This window comes from Micromonospora sp. C51, assembly GCF_018070435.1.
Classification (GTDB): Bacteria; Actinomycetota; Actinomycetes; order Mycobacteriales; family Micromonosporaceae; genus Micromonospora; species Micromonospora sediminimaris.
Genome location: NZ_JAGPXQ010000010.1, coordinates 69303 through 83845, shown reverse-complemented (window position 1 = coordinate 83845; position 14543 = coordinate 69303). Strand labels below are relative to the sequence as shown.

Annotated in this window: 14 protein-coding genes; 8 read left to right on the top strand and 6 right to left on the bottom strand. The window is 72.0% G+C overall.

Going from position 1 to position 14543, the window contains the following annotated elements; genetic code table 11:
• Positions 1–34: 34 nt before the first annotated feature.
• Both KBX50_RS13960 and KBX50_RS13955 read right to left on the bottom strand, forming a co-directional pair.
• A complete protein-coding gene (locus tag KBX50_RS13960) occupies positions 35–685 on the bottom strand; it encodes a futalosine hydrolase (RefSeq protein WP_210937464.1) in 651 nt (216 codons plus the stop codon).
• Positions 682–2298, bottom strand: a complete 1617-nt coding sequence (locus KBX50_RS13955; RefSeq protein ID WP_210937463.1) for an MFS transporter — start codon at positions 2296–2298, stop codon at positions 682–684. The genes KBX50_RS13960 and KBX50_RS13955 overlap by 4 nt, the downstream gene beginning before the upstream one ends.
• Positions 2299–2385: 87 nt before the next feature.
• Here KBX50_RS13955 and KBX50_RS13950 point away from each other — a divergent pair, with 87 nt between their 5' ends.
• A complete protein-coding gene (locus tag KBX50_RS13950) occupies positions 2386–3222 on the top strand; it encodes a DUF3027 domain-containing protein (RefSeq protein ID WP_210937462.1) in 837 nt (278 codons plus the stop codon).
• Positions 3223–3243: 21 nt separating this feature from the next.
• On the opposite strand, the gene KBX50_RS13945 is transcribed toward KBX50_RS13950, so the two are convergent.
• Entirely contained in the window at positions 3244–3486 is a 243-nt protein-coding gene (locus tag KBX50_RS13945) for a DUF2530 domain-containing protein (protein WP_269740182.1), read from the bottom strand.
• An 89-nt stretch (positions 3487–3575) separates the two neighbouring features.
• On the opposite strand from KBX50_RS13945, the gene KBX50_RS13940 reads away from it, so the two are divergent.
• The 5 genes from KBX50_RS13940 (at position 3576) to thpR (ending at position 8231) form a co-directional block, all read left to right on the top strand.
• Positions 3576–5054 (top strand): NCS2 family permease, encoded by a 1479-nt coding sequence (locus tag KBX50_RS13940; protein ID WP_210937461.1) that lies wholly within the window; start codon positions 3576–3578, stop codon positions 5052–5054.
• Between the two features lie 131 nt (positions 5055–5185).
• Positions 5186–5635 carry a MarR family winged helix-turn-helix transcriptional regulator gene (locus tag KBX50_RS13935; RefSeq protein ID WP_210937460.1) on the top strand — a complete coding sequence of 150 codons (450 nt, stop codon included), beginning with the start codon at positions 5186–5188 and terminating at the stop codon, positions 5633–5635.
• Positions 5636–5716: 81 nt separating this feature from the next.
• Positions 5717–6994, top strand: a complete 1278-nt coding sequence (locus tag KBX50_RS13930) for an MFS transporter (protein WP_210937459.1) — start codon at positions 5717–5719, stop codon at positions 6992–6994.
• Between the two features lie 116 nt (positions 6995–7110).
• Positions 7111–7617 carry a hypothetical protein gene (locus KBX50_RS13925; protein ID WP_210937458.1) on the top strand — a complete coding sequence of 169 codons (507 nt, stop codon included), beginning with the start codon at positions 7111–7113 and terminating at the stop codon, positions 7615–7617.
• Between the two features lie 17 nt (positions 7618–7634).
• Positions 7635–8231: an RNA 2',3'-cyclic phosphodiesterase gene (thpR, locus tag KBX50_RS13920; protein WP_210937457.1), complete on the top strand. Its 597-nt coding sequence runs from the start codon at positions 7635–7637 to the stop codon at positions 8229–8231.
• A gap of 43 nt (positions 8232–8274) precedes the next feature.
• On the opposite strand, the gene sepH is transcribed toward thpR, so the two are convergent.
• From sepH to KBX50_RS13905, 3 genes are all read right to left on the bottom strand, one after another.
• Positions 8275–9357, bottom strand: a complete 1083-nt coding sequence (sepH, locus tag KBX50_RS13915; RefSeq protein ID WP_093404134.1) for a septation protein SepH — start codon at positions 9355–9357, stop codon at positions 8275–8277.
• Positions 9358–9653: 296 nt separating this feature from the next.
• Entirely contained in the window at positions 9654–10781 is a 1128-nt protein-coding gene (gene serC, locus KBX50_RS13910; RefSeq protein ID WP_210937456.1) for a phosphoserine transaminase, read from the bottom strand.
• Between the two features lie 403 nt (positions 10782–11184).
• On the bottom strand, positions 11185–12291 hold the full coding sequence (locus tag KBX50_RS13905; protein ID WP_210937455.1) for a citrate synthase 2: 1107 nt from the start codon (positions 12289–12291) through the stop codon (positions 11185–11187).
• 254 nt (positions 12292–12545) lie between these two features.
• Here KBX50_RS13905 and pdxH point away from each other — a divergent pair, with 254 nt between their 5' ends.
• Both pdxH and KBX50_RS13895 read left to right on the top strand, forming a co-directional pair.
• A complete protein-coding gene (gene pdxH / locus KBX50_RS13900) occupies positions 12546–13199 on the top strand; it encodes a pyridoxamine 5'-phosphate oxidase (protein WP_247673662.1) in 654 nt (217 codons plus the stop codon).
• The gene (locus tag KBX50_RS13895) at positions 13196–14536 is read left to right on the top strand and encodes an MFS transporter (RefSeq protein WP_210937454.1); all 1341 of its coding nucleotides are present in this window, start codon (positions 13196–13198) and stop codon (positions 14534–14536) included. The genes pdxH and KBX50_RS13895 overlap by 4 nt, the downstream gene beginning before the upstream one ends.
• The last annotated feature ends 7 nt before the right edge of the window (positions 14537–14543 follow it).

Below are 14543 nucleotides of genomic sequence, written 5' to 3'. Positions count from 1 at the left end.
GAAGTTGCGCGGATCTTGGGATGGGGTTGGCGGGTCAGCGGAGGGCGGAGGCGGCGGCGGTGAGGGCGGTGAGGGCGTCGCGCATACGCCACGCGTCGCGGTCGCGGGGGCCGATCGGGTTCGAGATGGCACGCAGCTCGACGAAGGGCACGCCGGCCTGGCTGGCGGCGACCGCCACGCCGTACCCCTCCATGGCCTCGGCCACCGCCTCCGGGTGACGCCGGACCAGTTCCTCGGTGCTGGCGGTGGTGCCGGTAACGGTGCTGACGGTCAGCACCGGTCCCACGGTCGCGGCCGGGAGCGCGGCGCGCAGGCCGGCAAGCAGTGTCGGGTCGGCGTCGAGGGCCGTGCCGCCGCCGAGCAGTTCGGCCGGCATGCCGAGCTCGTCGATCGGAATGAAGCCGTCGGGTGACTCCGCGCCCAGGTCGGCGGCGACGGCCCGGGTACCGAGCACGGTGCCACCGACCGCGACCCGGCCGGCGAAGCCGCCGGCAACCCCCGCACTGACCACTGCCCGGTACGGGCGGCCGGCCATCTCGGCGAGCGCCAGCAACCGGGCCGTCGCCGCACCGGCGACCGCCGGGCCCACCCCGACCGGCAGCACCGCCACGGTCGGGTCGGCGAGGCCGGCCTGGATCGCTTCCGCCTCGGCGGGAACCGCGGTCACCACGAGCAGACCGCTCATGTGAGCGAACCGGGTGAGCTGCGCCGCGTCTCATCGTCGCCACCACCGGAACCGGTGATCGTCGAGGACGGGCGGTAGATGTGGAAGCCCGGCGGTGCCATCCCCGGCTCCTCGGGACCACGTCCGCCCTGGAAGGGGGCGGGTGAGGTGGGGGTGGACTCGGCGTGATCCGCCTCGGTGGTGCGCGCCGACTCGGCCTGCTTCTCCGCGGCCAACTCGTCGTCGGTCAGTGGCCGTCCGTGCAGCTTCTCGGCCCGGAGCCGCCGGGCCATCACCAGGCCCCGGGCGGCGGCGAGGGCACCGACACCGGCGGCGACGGCGATGCCGATCCGGCCGTCGAAGGGTACGAGCCCCAGCCCGCCACCGGCGACGAAGGCGAGCATCAGCACCGTCTCGGAATGGGCGAAGGAACTGGCCCGCAGCCGTTCCGGGATGCGTTCCTGGATCGAGGCGTCCACGGCCAGCTTGGCGATGCCGCTCATCATCGCCGTGACCACGCAGAGCAGGGCGACCATCGGTAGCGAGAAGCTGAGCACGGTGAGTACGCCAACCCCGGCGACGATCACCATGCCGCTGGACTGGAGGGCGGCCGGGCGGTGGATGCGCAACCGGGTACCGATCGCGGTGGCCAGGAAGGTGCCGACGGCCAGTGCGCCGCCGACCAGGCCGAGTGATCCCTCGTCGCCCAGATCGCGCCCGAACACCACGGTGGTCAGGTCGCCCGCCTTGATGGTGAAGGCCAGGAAGAGCAGCAGGAAACCGTAGACCGCGCGCAGCGTGGCCGCGCCGATCAGGGTCGAGATCACCAGTCGTCCGGCGGGTCTGCCCCGGCCCAGTGGTCGTTCGTCCGTGCCTCGACGCAGCGCCCGCAGTGGTCGCGGTACCCGTTCCGGCGGTTCGGAGTCCGCCTTCGGTGGCAGCCGGAGGGCGATCACCATGCCGACCAGGAAGATCACTGACGCGACCCGTAACGGCCACTGCGGTCCGAACCAGAACGCGGCCAGGCCGATCGGGGCGACCAGCGCACCCGCGACCGTGCCGTAGACGCTGGCCCGGGCACCGACCTGGGACAGCCCGAGCCCTTCCGGCAGCAGTCGGGGGACGGCTGCGGAACGTGCCACCCCGTACGCCCGGGAGAGCGCCAGCACGCCGAAGGCCGCCGGATAGAGCCCGAAGCCGTGGATGTAGTCGGAGATCAACCAGGCCAGGAACGCCCGGCCCAACATGGTCGTGGCCAGGGCGTAGCGACGGCCGTGCCGGAAGTGGTCGAGCAGTGGCCCGACCACGGGTGCGAGCATCGCGAAGGGCACCATGGTCACCAGCAGGTAGAGCGCGACCTTGCTCCGTGCCTCGCCGAGCGGCACGTTGAAGAAGATCGTCCCGGCCAGCCCGATGGCGATCAGCGTGTCACCGGCACAGGAGATCGCGTGCAGGTCGAACAGACGGACCATGCCGGTCTCCCCGCCGGCACCCCGGGCCCGGGCCCGCGCGGCGCTGCGGGTCACCCAGCGGCCGCTGGACAGGGAGCCGCGCAGCATCAGCCGGGTGGCGCGGATGCCGGTGCCGACGGTCCGCCCGAGGAGGGACCGCTCAGCGCGGGAGAACAGCGGCATGGCACCCATCCTGACCCATCGGCCCGGGCAATGCTGCGCCACCGCCGGAGAACACCTCTGGGGAGTGCCTCACGGCTCACCCACCCGATGGGGAACAATGGTCGGGTGACCAGGCCCGCTTCCGCCCGTGCCGCCCGCCTTGACCAGGTCTGCGCCGCTGCCGTCGAGGTGGCGCGCGCCGGCATCACCGAGGTTGGCCCCGACGACGTCGGCGACCACCTCCAGGTCGTGACCGAGGGTGATCGACTCGTCACGCACTATTTCGAGTGCCGGCTGGCCGGCTATCGCGGCTGGCGGTGGGCGGTCACCGTGACCCGGGTGCCGCGCAGCCGTACGGTGACGATCTGTGAGACGGTCCTGCTGCCCGGCCCGGACGCGCTGCTCGCCCCCGGCTGGTTGCCGTGGCAGGAGCGACTGAAGCCCGGTGACCTTGGCCCCGGCGACCTGCTGCCGACCCCGTCGGACGACGAGCGGCTCCAGCCCGGCTACCTCCTCTCCGACGACCCGGCGGTCGAGGAGACCGTCTGGGAACTGGGGCTGGGCCGGCCCCGGGTGATGTCACGGGAGGGGCGGATCGAGACGGCCCAGCGCTGGTACGACGGCGATCACGGCCCCTCGGCACCGATCTCCGCCTCCGCACCCGCCGCCGCCCGCTGCGGCACCTGCGGCTTTTACCTGCCACTAGCGGGCAGGCTGCGGCAGTGCTTCGGTGTCTGCGGCAACTTCTACGCGCCGGACGACGGCCGGGTGGTAAGCGCCGACCACGGCTGCGGTGCCCACTCGGAGACCCTGGTCGAGGCCGACACGGCGGTCGACGAGATGCCCACCGTCTACGACGACAGCGCGGTGGAGCCGATGGCGGTCAGCCGCGCCGCCGGGTCCGTGGAGAGCGGCGAGCCGGCGGAGCCGTACGGGCACTCCTGACCGTGGCCGGCGCCCGTCGGGTCAACCCGCGGCGCGACGGCGGCGGCGGTTGGCGTCGTGCCGCATCATCACCGCCAGACCGGGGAAGCCCCAGAGGAATCCGGCCAGGCAGATCCAGAGCCAGTTCTCGTGGCCACCGGCGACCAGCCGGTCGCGGAAGAGCAGCAGCACCAGCCCGGCGACGGCCCAGGCCGCCATCCCGGCGAGGGCGAACGGCACCATCGGCGGGTCGAGCGGCTCGGGACGGGGCGGCGGGGTGGGCACCCGGCCAGCGTACGTGACGACGCTTCCGGAGAGGCCGGCCATCTGCGACGATGCGCGCGACAACCCGATGATCCGCTGTGAGGTTCCTGATGGCAGTAGCGCCGCCCGACAACGGCACCCCACCCGGTTCCGGCCAGCCGCGCAACGGCTTCGACCGGTACTTCGAGATTTCGGCCCGCGGCTCGACGCTCACCCGCGAGATACGCGGCGGCCTGGCCACCTTCTTCACGATGGCGTACATCGTGGTGCTCAACCCGCTCATCCTCGGCAGCGCCGTCGATGGTGACAACCAGACCCTGCCGATCCCTGCGATCGCGGCGGCCACCGCCCTGATCGCTGGTCTGATGACCATCCTGATGGGCGTGGTCGGCCGCTTCCCGCTGGCGGTGGCCGCCGGGCTCGGCGTCAACGCCCTGGTGGCGTACGAGATCGCGCCCGAGATGACCTGGGCCGACGCGATGGGCCTGGTGGTGATCGAGGGGCTGATCATCGCGGTGCTGGTGCTGACCGGGCTGCGGACGGCGGTGTTCCGCTCGGTGCCGACCCAGATGAAGACGGCGATCGGCGTCGGCATCGGCCTGTTCCTCACCATCATCGGCCTGGTGGACGCCGGCTTCGTCCGGCGGATTCCGGACGATGCCAACACCACCGTCCCGGTCGGTCTCGGCATCGGCGGCAAACTCGTCAGCTGGCCGATGCTGGTCTTCGTGGTCGGCCTGCTGGTGACCCTGGTGCTGGTGGTACGCCGGGTCAAGGGCGCCATCCTGGTCGGCATCCTCGCCTCCACGGCGCTGGCCATGGTGGTGGAGGCGGTGGGCAACATCGGCCCGTCCTTCGTCGACGGCGTGCCGAACCCGAAGGGCTGGTCGCTGAATGTTCCGACGCTGCCGAGCAACCCGTTCGACGTTCCGGATCTCTCCCTGCTCGGTCAGTTCAACGTGCTGGACTCGTGGGGGCGGGCCGGTTGGCTGGTTGTGTTGATGTTCATCTTCACCCTGCTCATCACCGACTTCTTCGACACGATGGGCACCATGGTGGCCGTCGGTCAGGAGGGCGGCATGCTCGACGAGCAGGGCACCCCGCCGCGCACCAGGGAGATCCTGCTGGTCGACTCGATCGCGGCGGCCAGCGGTGGTGCGGCCAGCGTCTCCAGCAACACGTCGTACATCGAGAGTGCCGCCGGTGTCGCGGAGGGCGCCCGGACCGGAGTGGCCAACCTGGTCACCGGCGTGCTCTTTCTGCTGGCCATGTTCCTGGCGCCGCTGGTGGTGGTCGTCCCGTTCGAGGCGGCGTCCGTCGCGCTGGTGGTGGTCGGGTTCCTGATGATGACGGCGGTACGGACGATCGACTGGTCCGACTACGAGATCGCCATCCCGGCCTTCCTCACCATCGTGTTGATGCCGTTCACCTACTCGATCTCGAACGGGATCGGAGCCGGCCTGATCGTGTACGTGGTGATCAAGCTGGCCAAGGGCAAGTCCCGGGAAATCCACCCGCTGCTGTACGCGGTGGCGGCGCTGTTCGTGGTGTACTTCCTGCGCGGTCCGATCGAGGCGCTGCTCTTCTGACAGCCGTCCGGGCCGGGGGTGTGTGATCCTCCTGACGTGATCCGCACCCCCGGCCCCGAGCAGGAGAACGTCGAGGTGAGCATGGTCATATCCGCTGCGGCTCGGTCAGCTAATTAGTTAGGCTAACTATCGTGACGGAGCGGACGGTGACGGCTCAGAGCATGCCACCGGCGCAGCTGGCCCTTCAGCTGCGTGATGCGATCACCCGGTTGAACCGGCGGGTCCGCCAGGCCCGGCCGGTTGGTGACCTCACGGTCACCCAACTGTCCGCGCTCACCAGTCTTCGGCTGGCGGGCGCGCTCACGCCGCGGGAACTCGCCGACGTCGAACGGGTGCAGCCACCGACGATGACCAAGATCGTCGCGAAGCTGGAGGAGCGTGGCCTCGTGCAGCGGACTCCGCACCCGACCGACGGCCGGCAGGTCATCCTCGCGACGACCGAGGGGGGCCGGGCCGTGCTCGACCAGTTCGAGCGGGTCCGGGACGAATGGCTGGCCCGCCGGCTGGCCGAGCTGAGTGAACCCGACCGGGAGACCCTGCACCGGGCTGCGGAGATTCTTCAGCGAATCTCCCGCGCCTGACGCCGCGCGCACCGGGTGTGCGCCCCGCGCCGTGCCGTCCGTCGTTGACGACGCGTACGACCGCGAGGAGGCGCACCAAGAGTGCAGGCAAGGCTGAGCACGATGTTCCAGTCCCTACAGGTCCGCAACTACCGGCTCTTCGCATTCGGGCAACTGGTCAAGCTGATCGGTGTCTGGATGATGTTCATCGCCCAGGACTGGCTGGTCCTCGAGCTTTCCGGCGACTCGGCCACCGCGCTCGGCGTGGTCGTCGCCCTCCAGTTCACCCCGGTGCTGCTGCTCACGCTGCTCTCCGGCCGGCTCGCCGACCGGTACGACAAGCGGATGCTCCTCTTCGTCGCCAACGCCTTCTGGACCGTGCTGTCGCTGGCCATGAGCGTGCTGGTGCTCACCGACCTGGTGCAACTCTGGCACGTCTTCGTCTTCGCCGCCCTGCTCGGTGTGGCCAACGCGATGGAGACCCCGGTACGACAGGCGTTCGTCTCCGAACTGGTCGGCACGGCGCTGCTGCCGAACGCGCTCTCGCTCAACGCGGCCGTGTTCAACTCGGCCCGGATCGTCGGCCCGGCCGTGGCCGGCCTGGCCATCGCCGTCTTCGACGTCGGGCCGGTCTTCCTCGTCACCGCGCTCAGCTCGATCGCGCCGCTGGTGACAGTGATCCGGATGCGCCCGACCGAGCTGCACCGGGACCCACTGCCACCGCGTGACGAGCGGGCCGCCGCGACCGTGCTCGACGGGCTGCGCTACGTCGCCCGCCGTCCCGACCTGCTGCTCCCGATGGTGGTGATGTCGGTGATCGGGATGTCGCTGTTCAACTTCCAGCTGACGCTGGCGGCCCTGGCCAAGACCGTCTTCAACACCGGGGCGGCCTCGTTCGGCCTGTTCAGCACCACGCTCGCGGCCGGTGCGCTGGTCGGTGCGCTGGCCGGAACCGGGCGGCGGAGCCGCCCGTCGGTGTGGTTGGTGCTGGGCGCCGCGATCGGCTGCGCCACCTTCGGCACGCTCGTCGGGCTGGCCCCGGCGTACTGGATGGTGGTCGCCCTGTTGCCGCCGACCGGCTTCTTCATGGTCTATTTCGCCCAGGCGGCGAACCAGCGGGTACAACTCGGCACCGACGCCGCTTTCCGCGGACGGGTGATGGCGCTGTGGGTGCTGGTGTTCCTCGGCACCAACCCGGTCGGCGCCCCGATCATCGGCTGGGTCGCGGAGACCTTCGGCGCCGGTGCCAGCATCTGGGCCGGTGGCCTGCTCTCGCTGACCACCGCGCTGCTGGCGTTGGCCTGGCAGCTGCGCCGGGCGGGTGCTCGACTGCGGTTTCGCGTCCTGCCACTGCCCCGCTTCTACGTCACCGAAATGTGAGCACAGGTCGGTCCGCGGGTCGGCTCACCGTCGCGCCAGCCTGCCGCACCACCCACCTGACCCCGGAATGCGGAAAATCGCTTACGTGACGCTATGCAGCGGCATAGCTTCGATGGGTGGAGGTCCTACGCATACTGCTCCTGGCCGTGGCGCTGGCCGCCGTGGTCTTCGTGCCGGTGCTGATTGCGCTGGTCATCTGTACCGACGAGGTAGTCGACCGGCTGACCTGTCGGTACGGCGAGTGGCGGCAGCGGCGCCGCGACCGGTGCCTGATCGCCCGGCTGAACGAGGCCGCCGACGCGGTCGCGGTCGCCGACCGGATCGACCTCGACGCGCTCGACCGGTCGGAGCGACGGCCGCTGGAGCAGATCGCCGCCGACCTGCGGTGTCTGCGTCGGGACCGGGCCGGCGGCAGCAGGCCGGTCGTGTGGCACCGCGACGTGCTCGACGCGTACGACGATCGGCTTCGGCTGGCCTGCCACGCACTGGGCATCACCGAGCATCTCGCGGAGTTGTCCGGTCTGGACCGGCAGATCGAACGGGTACGCGTCGAGGCCGAGTTGGACGCGGCCGGCCTGCGGCTGCCGGCTGCCCGCCCCGAGCAGCCTGAGCGGAACCATTAGCTGCCACCCTGTGACAGGTGCGACTCTTCACTGCGATCTACCCGCCGGCCGATGCCGTCGCGCACCTGACCGCGCAGGTGAGCGGGCTGCGACTGGCAGCGGCCTCGGCTGCCGGCACGAACGTCCGGCTGGTCGACCCGACCAAGGCTCATCTCACCCTCGCCTTCCTCGGCGAGGTCGACCCGGCCCGGTTGGACGATGTGCGGCAGGTTCTCGGTGACGCCGTCGACGATGCGCGCGGCGGTGCCGTGGTGGGCGAGGGGCGGGGCGGTCCGCCCGTACTACGGCTGGGCGGCGGTGGCCGGTTCGGCTGGGGTCGCGGCACCGTGCTCTGGGTCGACGTACGCGGCGAGGTCACCCGCCTGGGGGCGCTCGCCGGTGCCGTTCGCGTCGGCTTGGCCACGGCGGGGTTACCTGGCGACGAGAGACCCTTCCGACCACACCTGACCATTGCGCGCCCGGGAGACCGGTTGCCGCACGCCGACATCGAGGCGGACCTGGCCACGCTCGACGCCTACCTCGGGCCGCCCTGGGCCGCCGACGAGCTGGTGCTGGTGCACAGCCGGCCCGGACCCCCGTCGAGCTATCACCGGCTCGCCGCCTGGCCCCTCTGAATCCACACGGGGCGGCGGCGTGGGCGGGCGCGGGGCCCGCGGGTCAGGATGACTCGCGGGCCGCCGGGCCGCTGCCGAAGAGGACGTCGTCCCAACTGGGGAGACGCTTGCGCGGCTTGCCGCCAGCCTCGCCGGACTCGGTGCCACCAGCGGCCGGCGCGTTGGTCCGGCGGGGCCGCAGCACCGCCAACGAGGGCACGGCCGGGACCTCCTTGGGCGCGTCCGCGTCGTCGTCGAAGGCCGAGCCCTGACCGCCGCCGAGCAGCGCCGCAGCGCCCCCGGCGACCGCGCGCTGGCGCTGCGCGTCGGGGCCGCCGGCAAGAGCGGCCGGCGAGCGCGGTTCGAGACCACGGCCCGAGGTCGAGCCGAGTGGCCGGTCGAGGGAGGCGAGCAGCGCGTCACGACCGGCTCGGATCGGGTCACGACCCGAACGCCCCGGCTCGGCGGGCGACGGTAGGCCGTGCCCACCCCGGCTCGGCTCGCCACGCGACGGGCCGGGCAGGGCGTGGCCGCCCCGCTCCGGTGCCGGCTCCTGGCCCAGGATCGGCGTCGGACGCTCGGCGCACAGATATTGCGCCATGTCGTCGTGCGGGGCGACCGACTGCCGGGTCTTGTCCAGATCCCAGACCGCCTGCGCGGTGGCCTTGCCCGACGGCCAGGTCGCGACGATCCGCCAGGTGCCGTCGTCGCGGCGCCACGCGTCCCAGGAGATCTTCTCGGTGTCGATCCCGTGTTGGGCGAGCCGACCGTTGACCACCTCGGCGAGAGGCGTGGGCTTCTCGGCACCCTTGAGTCGGGTGCGCCGGGCGTGCTGGGCGAGCATCGCGCGCTCCTGGAGCACCGGCCCGGCGTAGCGGAGCACCCGGTCGACCGGGACACCGGCGATCCGGGCGACGTCCTCGGCGGACTCGCCCGAGCGGATCCGGGCCTGGATGTCCCGAGGAGACAGCGAGGGCACCGGGTCGGCAGCGGCCGGGGCCACCGCGAGCGTGGGCGTACCCGGCTCGGCGTGCAGCGCTCCGGCGACACGCTCGTCCAACGGCAGGGCGAGCAGCCGCCCGACCTCGTCGGCGAGCACCAGGGCCTGGCCGTCCTCGGAGAGGGCGACGAAGCGTACTGGGCGCATCGCGTTGCCTCCGTCCCGCTTCGCTGGCCGTACGCCACGAGCCGGCCACCCGGGGCGTTGCGCTCCACGGTACGCCCATCCGTCTCCCGGTGGGAGACGCCACGCCCGGGTAAGCGGCGGATCCGCCTGCTCCGCCGCTGTGTCACGGGTCAGCTGTCGGTGGCCGACAGTGGCGTGGTAGACGGTCCGAAGTGGTGCGGGATCAGCTGAGTGCCGGACGCCGACCGGGGCATCACACGGTGCGGGCCCGGCACCCCGGTCGGGGTGCCGGGCCCGTGGCAGGGCCGGGTCGGCGGTTACAGCCGCTCGACGACGTAGTCGATGGACGCGGTCAGCGCCTCGACATCGGTCGGCTCGACGGCCGGGAAGAGCGCCACCCGCAGCTGGTTGCGACCCAGCTTGCGGTACGGCTCGGTGTCGACGATGCCGTTGGCGCGCAGCACCTTCGCGATCGCTCCGGCATCCACCCCGTCGGCGAAGTCGATGGTGGCGACCACGTTGGAGCGCAGCGCCGGGTCGGTGACGAACGGCGTGGCGAAGGAGGAGCGCTCGGCCCAGCCGTAGACGACCGAGGCGCTCTCGGCGGTGCGCTTGGCCGCCCAGGCCAGACCGCCCTGGGAGTTCATCCAGTCGGTCTGCTCCGCGGCGAGGAAGATGGTCGCCAGCGCCGGGGTGTTGTACGTCTGCTCCAGCCGCGAGTTGTCGATCGCGGTGACCAGGTCGAGGAAGGCCGGAATGTACCGTCCCGAGGCCTTGACCTCGGCGGCCCGCTCCAGCGCGGCCGGCGACATCAGGGCCAGCCAGAGCCCGCCGTCGGAGCCGAAGCACTTCTGGGGGGCGAAGTAGTACACGTCGGTCTCGCCCACGTTGACCTCAAGCCCGCCGGCACCGGAGGTGGCGTCGACCAGCAGCAGGGAGCCCGGGTCCGCGCCGGCCACCCGGCCGATCGGCACCGCCACGCCGGTCGAGGTCTCGTTGTGCGGGGTGGCGTACACATCCACGCCCGCCTCGGCGGCCAGGGCCGGGGCGCTGCCCGCGTCGGACTTGCGGACCGTCGGCTCACCGAGGAAGGGCGCGTCCTTGACGGCCTTGGCGAACTTGGCGCCGAACTCGCCGAAGCTGGCGAACTGGGCCCGGTCCCGGATCAGGCCGAACGTGGCGACCTCCCAGAAGGCGGTGGTGCCACCGTTGCCGATGATCACCTCGTAGCCTTCGGGGAGGGAGAAGAACTGGGCGATGCCGGAGCGCAACCGGGCCACCTGGTCTCGGACGGTCTTCTGCCGGTGCGAGGTGCCCAGGTAGCTCGTGGCCACCTCGGCGAGCGCGGAGACCGCGGCCGGACGGACCTTGGACGGCCCGCAGCCGAATCGGCCGTCGGCGGGCTTGATCTCGTCGGGAATCCGGATGGTCGGTGCGTCAGCCACGGTGTTCAAGATCCTTCCGCATGGGTCGGGGCCCGGGTGAGCAGAATGGGCGTGGACCGACCGCGGACGCGTGCGTGACCGCACGGCGTTGCCGGGTCGGAGCCCGTCCGGCAGCGCTGCCGGACTTTATCCTCGCACCAGTCACCGCCGGTCCGGGCGCTGGTCCCACCCTGAACCATGAGGCGTCCGCCACAGCCGGCCGACCTGGCCTGCCGCGGCCTGTCGACCCGCTCCCGCTCGTCGGCTCCGCCGTCAGCCGCCCCGCCTGCCGGCGACGTCCGTCTGCCGGCCACGTCCGTCTGCCGGCCACGTCCGTCTGCCGGCCGCTTTCGGCTGGCCGCCGATGCCCGAGCAGTCGGAAGGGCCCCTCCGCCGTCCAGCAGAGGGGCCCTTCCGCTGCATCTCAGACGTCGTGCGGGACGGCGTCCCAGCCGTCGACCTCGTGCGGCTTGCGGGTGCCCGGGCCCACGTAGCGGGCCGAGGGACGAACCAGTCGCTGGAGCTTCTTCTGCTCCAGGATGTGGGCGCTCCAACCGCCCATCCGGGCACAGGTGAACATGGAGGTGAACATGTGTGCCGGCACCTCGGCGAAGTCGAGCACCACGGCGGACCAGAACTCGACGTTGGTGGCGAGCACCCGATCCGGTCGGCGGGCCTGCAACTCGGCGAGGGCGGCCTTCTCCAGGGCCTCGGCGACCTCGAAGCGCGGGGCCCCCAGTTCCCTGGCGGTGCGGCGGAGCACTCGGGCGCGCGGATCCTCGGCCCGGTAGACCCGGTGACCGAAGCCCATCAGCCGCTCACCCCGGTCGAGCACGCCCTTGACATAGCCCTCCGCGTCACCGCTGCGCTCGACCGCCTCCAGCATGGTCAGCACCCGCGACGGCGCGCCGCCGTGCAGCGGGCCGGAGAGTGCCCCGATGCCCGAGGAGATGCAGGCGGCAGCGTCCGCGCCGGTGGAGGCGACGATCCGGGCGGTGAAGGTGGAGGCGTTCAGGCCGTGCTCGGCGGCCGAGATGAAGTACGCGTCGACGGCCTTGACATGCCTCGGGTCGGGCTCGCCGCGCCACCGCTTCATGAAGCGCTCGACGACCGTCTCCGCCTTGTCGATTTCCTTCTGCGGGACCGCCGGCAGCCCGAGGCCGCGAGCGGATTGGGCGACGAAGGAGAGGGCGGTGACCGACACCCGGGCCAGGTCCTCGCGGGCCTGCCCGTCGGAGATGTCCAGCAACTGCTGCAAGCCCCAGTACGGAGCGAGCATGGCGACGGCGGACTGCACGTCGACCCGGATGTCGCCGGAGTGCACCGGCACCGGGAACGGCTCGGCCGGCGGCAGGCCGGGGCCGAAGCGGCCGTCGACCAGCAGCGCCCAGACGTTGCCGAAGGAGACCTGGCCGATCAGGTCCTCGATGTCGACCCCGCGATAGCGCAGCGCACCGCCCTCGCGGTCGGGCTCGGCGATCTCGGTTTCGAAGGCTACGACGCCCTCAAGTCCGGGTTTGAAATCGGCCATCTCACTGCTCCTGGTGTGTGGTCGGTGCGCCCGCCCGGGCTCGGTGTCCCGGCCCCGGCCGGGTGAGCGCCTTAGGCGACCCTCAGGGATGTGTTCGTGACATCTTGCCTGCTGGTGACCGGGTGCGCGAGACGCTGTCGATGTGCTGCTGGCGACATCCCGCTTGCCGGGCCCCTTCCGGCACGGATAAGACTGGGCCGGACGGGCTGGTCGGCGGGCGCGTACCGGCCCGACGGGGGAGGAGCGGGAACGTGATGGGGGACACACCGGTGCCAGCCGGGATGCGGCACGAGTACGCCGCCGATTCCGGCCTGATGGAGAGCGACCTGGCCGACGACTGGCACACCCAGTTCGACAGGTGGTTCGCCGACGCGGTCGCCGCCGAACTGCCCGAGCCGAACGCCATGGTGCTCGGCACCGCCGACGCCGCCGGGCGGCCGAGCGCGCGGACGGTGCTGCTCAAGGGGTACGACCCGGAGGGTTTCGTGCTGTTCACCAACTACGGCTCGCGCAAGGGCGCCGAGGTGGCCGCCAACCCGTACGCCAGCCTGCTCTTTCCCTGGTTTCCGATGCAGCGGCAGGTGATCGTCACCGGTCCGGTGGAACGAGTCGACCGGGCCGAGACGGAGGCGTACTTCGCCAGCCGGCCGCGTGGCTCGCAGCTCGGTGCCTGGGCCAGCGCCCAGTCGTCGGTGCTGCCGGAACGGGCCGCCCTCGACGACGCCTACCGGGCCGCGGCCGAGCGCTTCGCCGACGTGGACCCGATCCCCGCTCCGCCGCACTGGGGCGGGTTGCGGGTACGTCCCGACTCGGTGGAGTTCTGGCAGGGCCGGGCCAGTCGGCTGCACGACCGGCTGCGGTTCCGGCGTACCGGCGCGGGCTGGGTCGTGGAGCGGCTGGCACCGTGACCGTCGGCAGCACCGACCGGCCGCGCGAGCAGCGCCGCTGGGCGATCGATCTACGCCCGCTGCGGGTGCCGGCGTACCGGCGGCTCTGGGCCGGCAACGCCATCGCGATGTTCGGTTTCCAGTTCACCGCCGTCGCGGTGCCGGTGGAGATGTACGCGTTGACCGAGGACTCCCTCTGGGTCGGCCTGCTCGGCGTCGCCGCCTTCGTACCGCTGCTGGTCTTCGGACTCTGGGGCGGGGCGGTCGCCGACGCCATCGACCGGCGGCGGGTGCTGCTGGGCGGCTCGGTCCTGCTCTGGGTGGCTGTGCTGGGGCTGCTGACCCAGGCGCTGCTGGGGGTCGGCAGCCCGGTTCTCCTACTGGCCCTTGTCGCATTGAGTTCGGTGGCGTTCGCGATCTCCGGGCCGGCCCGTGGGGCGCTCGTGGCCCGGCTGGTCCCGACCGAGCTGGTGCCGGCGGCCACCACGTTGAACTTCACCACCGCCATGGCCACCGCGGTCCTCGGGCCGCTGGCCGCCGGCCTGATCCTGGCGATCTGGGACCTCGGGGTGGCGCTGCCGGTCGCCTACGCCGTGGACGCGACGCTGCTCGCCGCCCTGGTCTGGGCGGCGCTGCGGCTGCCAGCCATGCCGCCGGAACCTGATCCAGACGGCGGGCCCCGGCAGGCGGGACTGCGCAGCATCGTCGACGGGGTGCGGTACCTGGCCGGCAGCCCGGTGCTGCTGCTCTCCTTCGCCATCGACCTCATCGCGATGGTGTTCGCCTTCCCGCGAGCACTCTTCCCCGAGGTGGCGACCGAACGGTTCGGTGGCGGCGCGGCGGTGGGCTGGCTCTACAGTTCCATCGCGATCGGCTCACTGCTCGCCGGCCTGGTCTCGGGTTGGATCGGCCAGGTTCGCCGGCAGGGGCTGGTGCTGGTGCTCGCCGTGGTGGGCTGGGGCGTCGCCGTGGCGTTGGCCGGACTGGCCGGCCAGCTCTGGCTGGTGGTCGTACTGCTGGTGCTGGCCGGCGCCGCTGACCTGGTCAGCTCGGTGGTACGGCAGTCGATGTTGTTGATCTACGCTCCGGATCGGATGCGCGGTCGGCTCCAGGGCGTCAACACCGTCGTGGTGGCCGGCGGTCCGCGCCTGGGGGACCTGCGGGCCGGTGCCATGGCGGCCGGGTTCGGCAGCGGGGTGGCCTGGATCGGTGGTGGTGTCGCGGCGGCGGTGCTCGCGGTGCTGCTCGCCGTGGCCTTCCCGGCGCTGACCCGCTACCGGCCACCGACCGCAGCGGGTGGACGCGAGCACGACGAGGGCCGCCGACCGCGGCGAGCGAACAATGGCGTCGGCGGCTAGGGTCTGG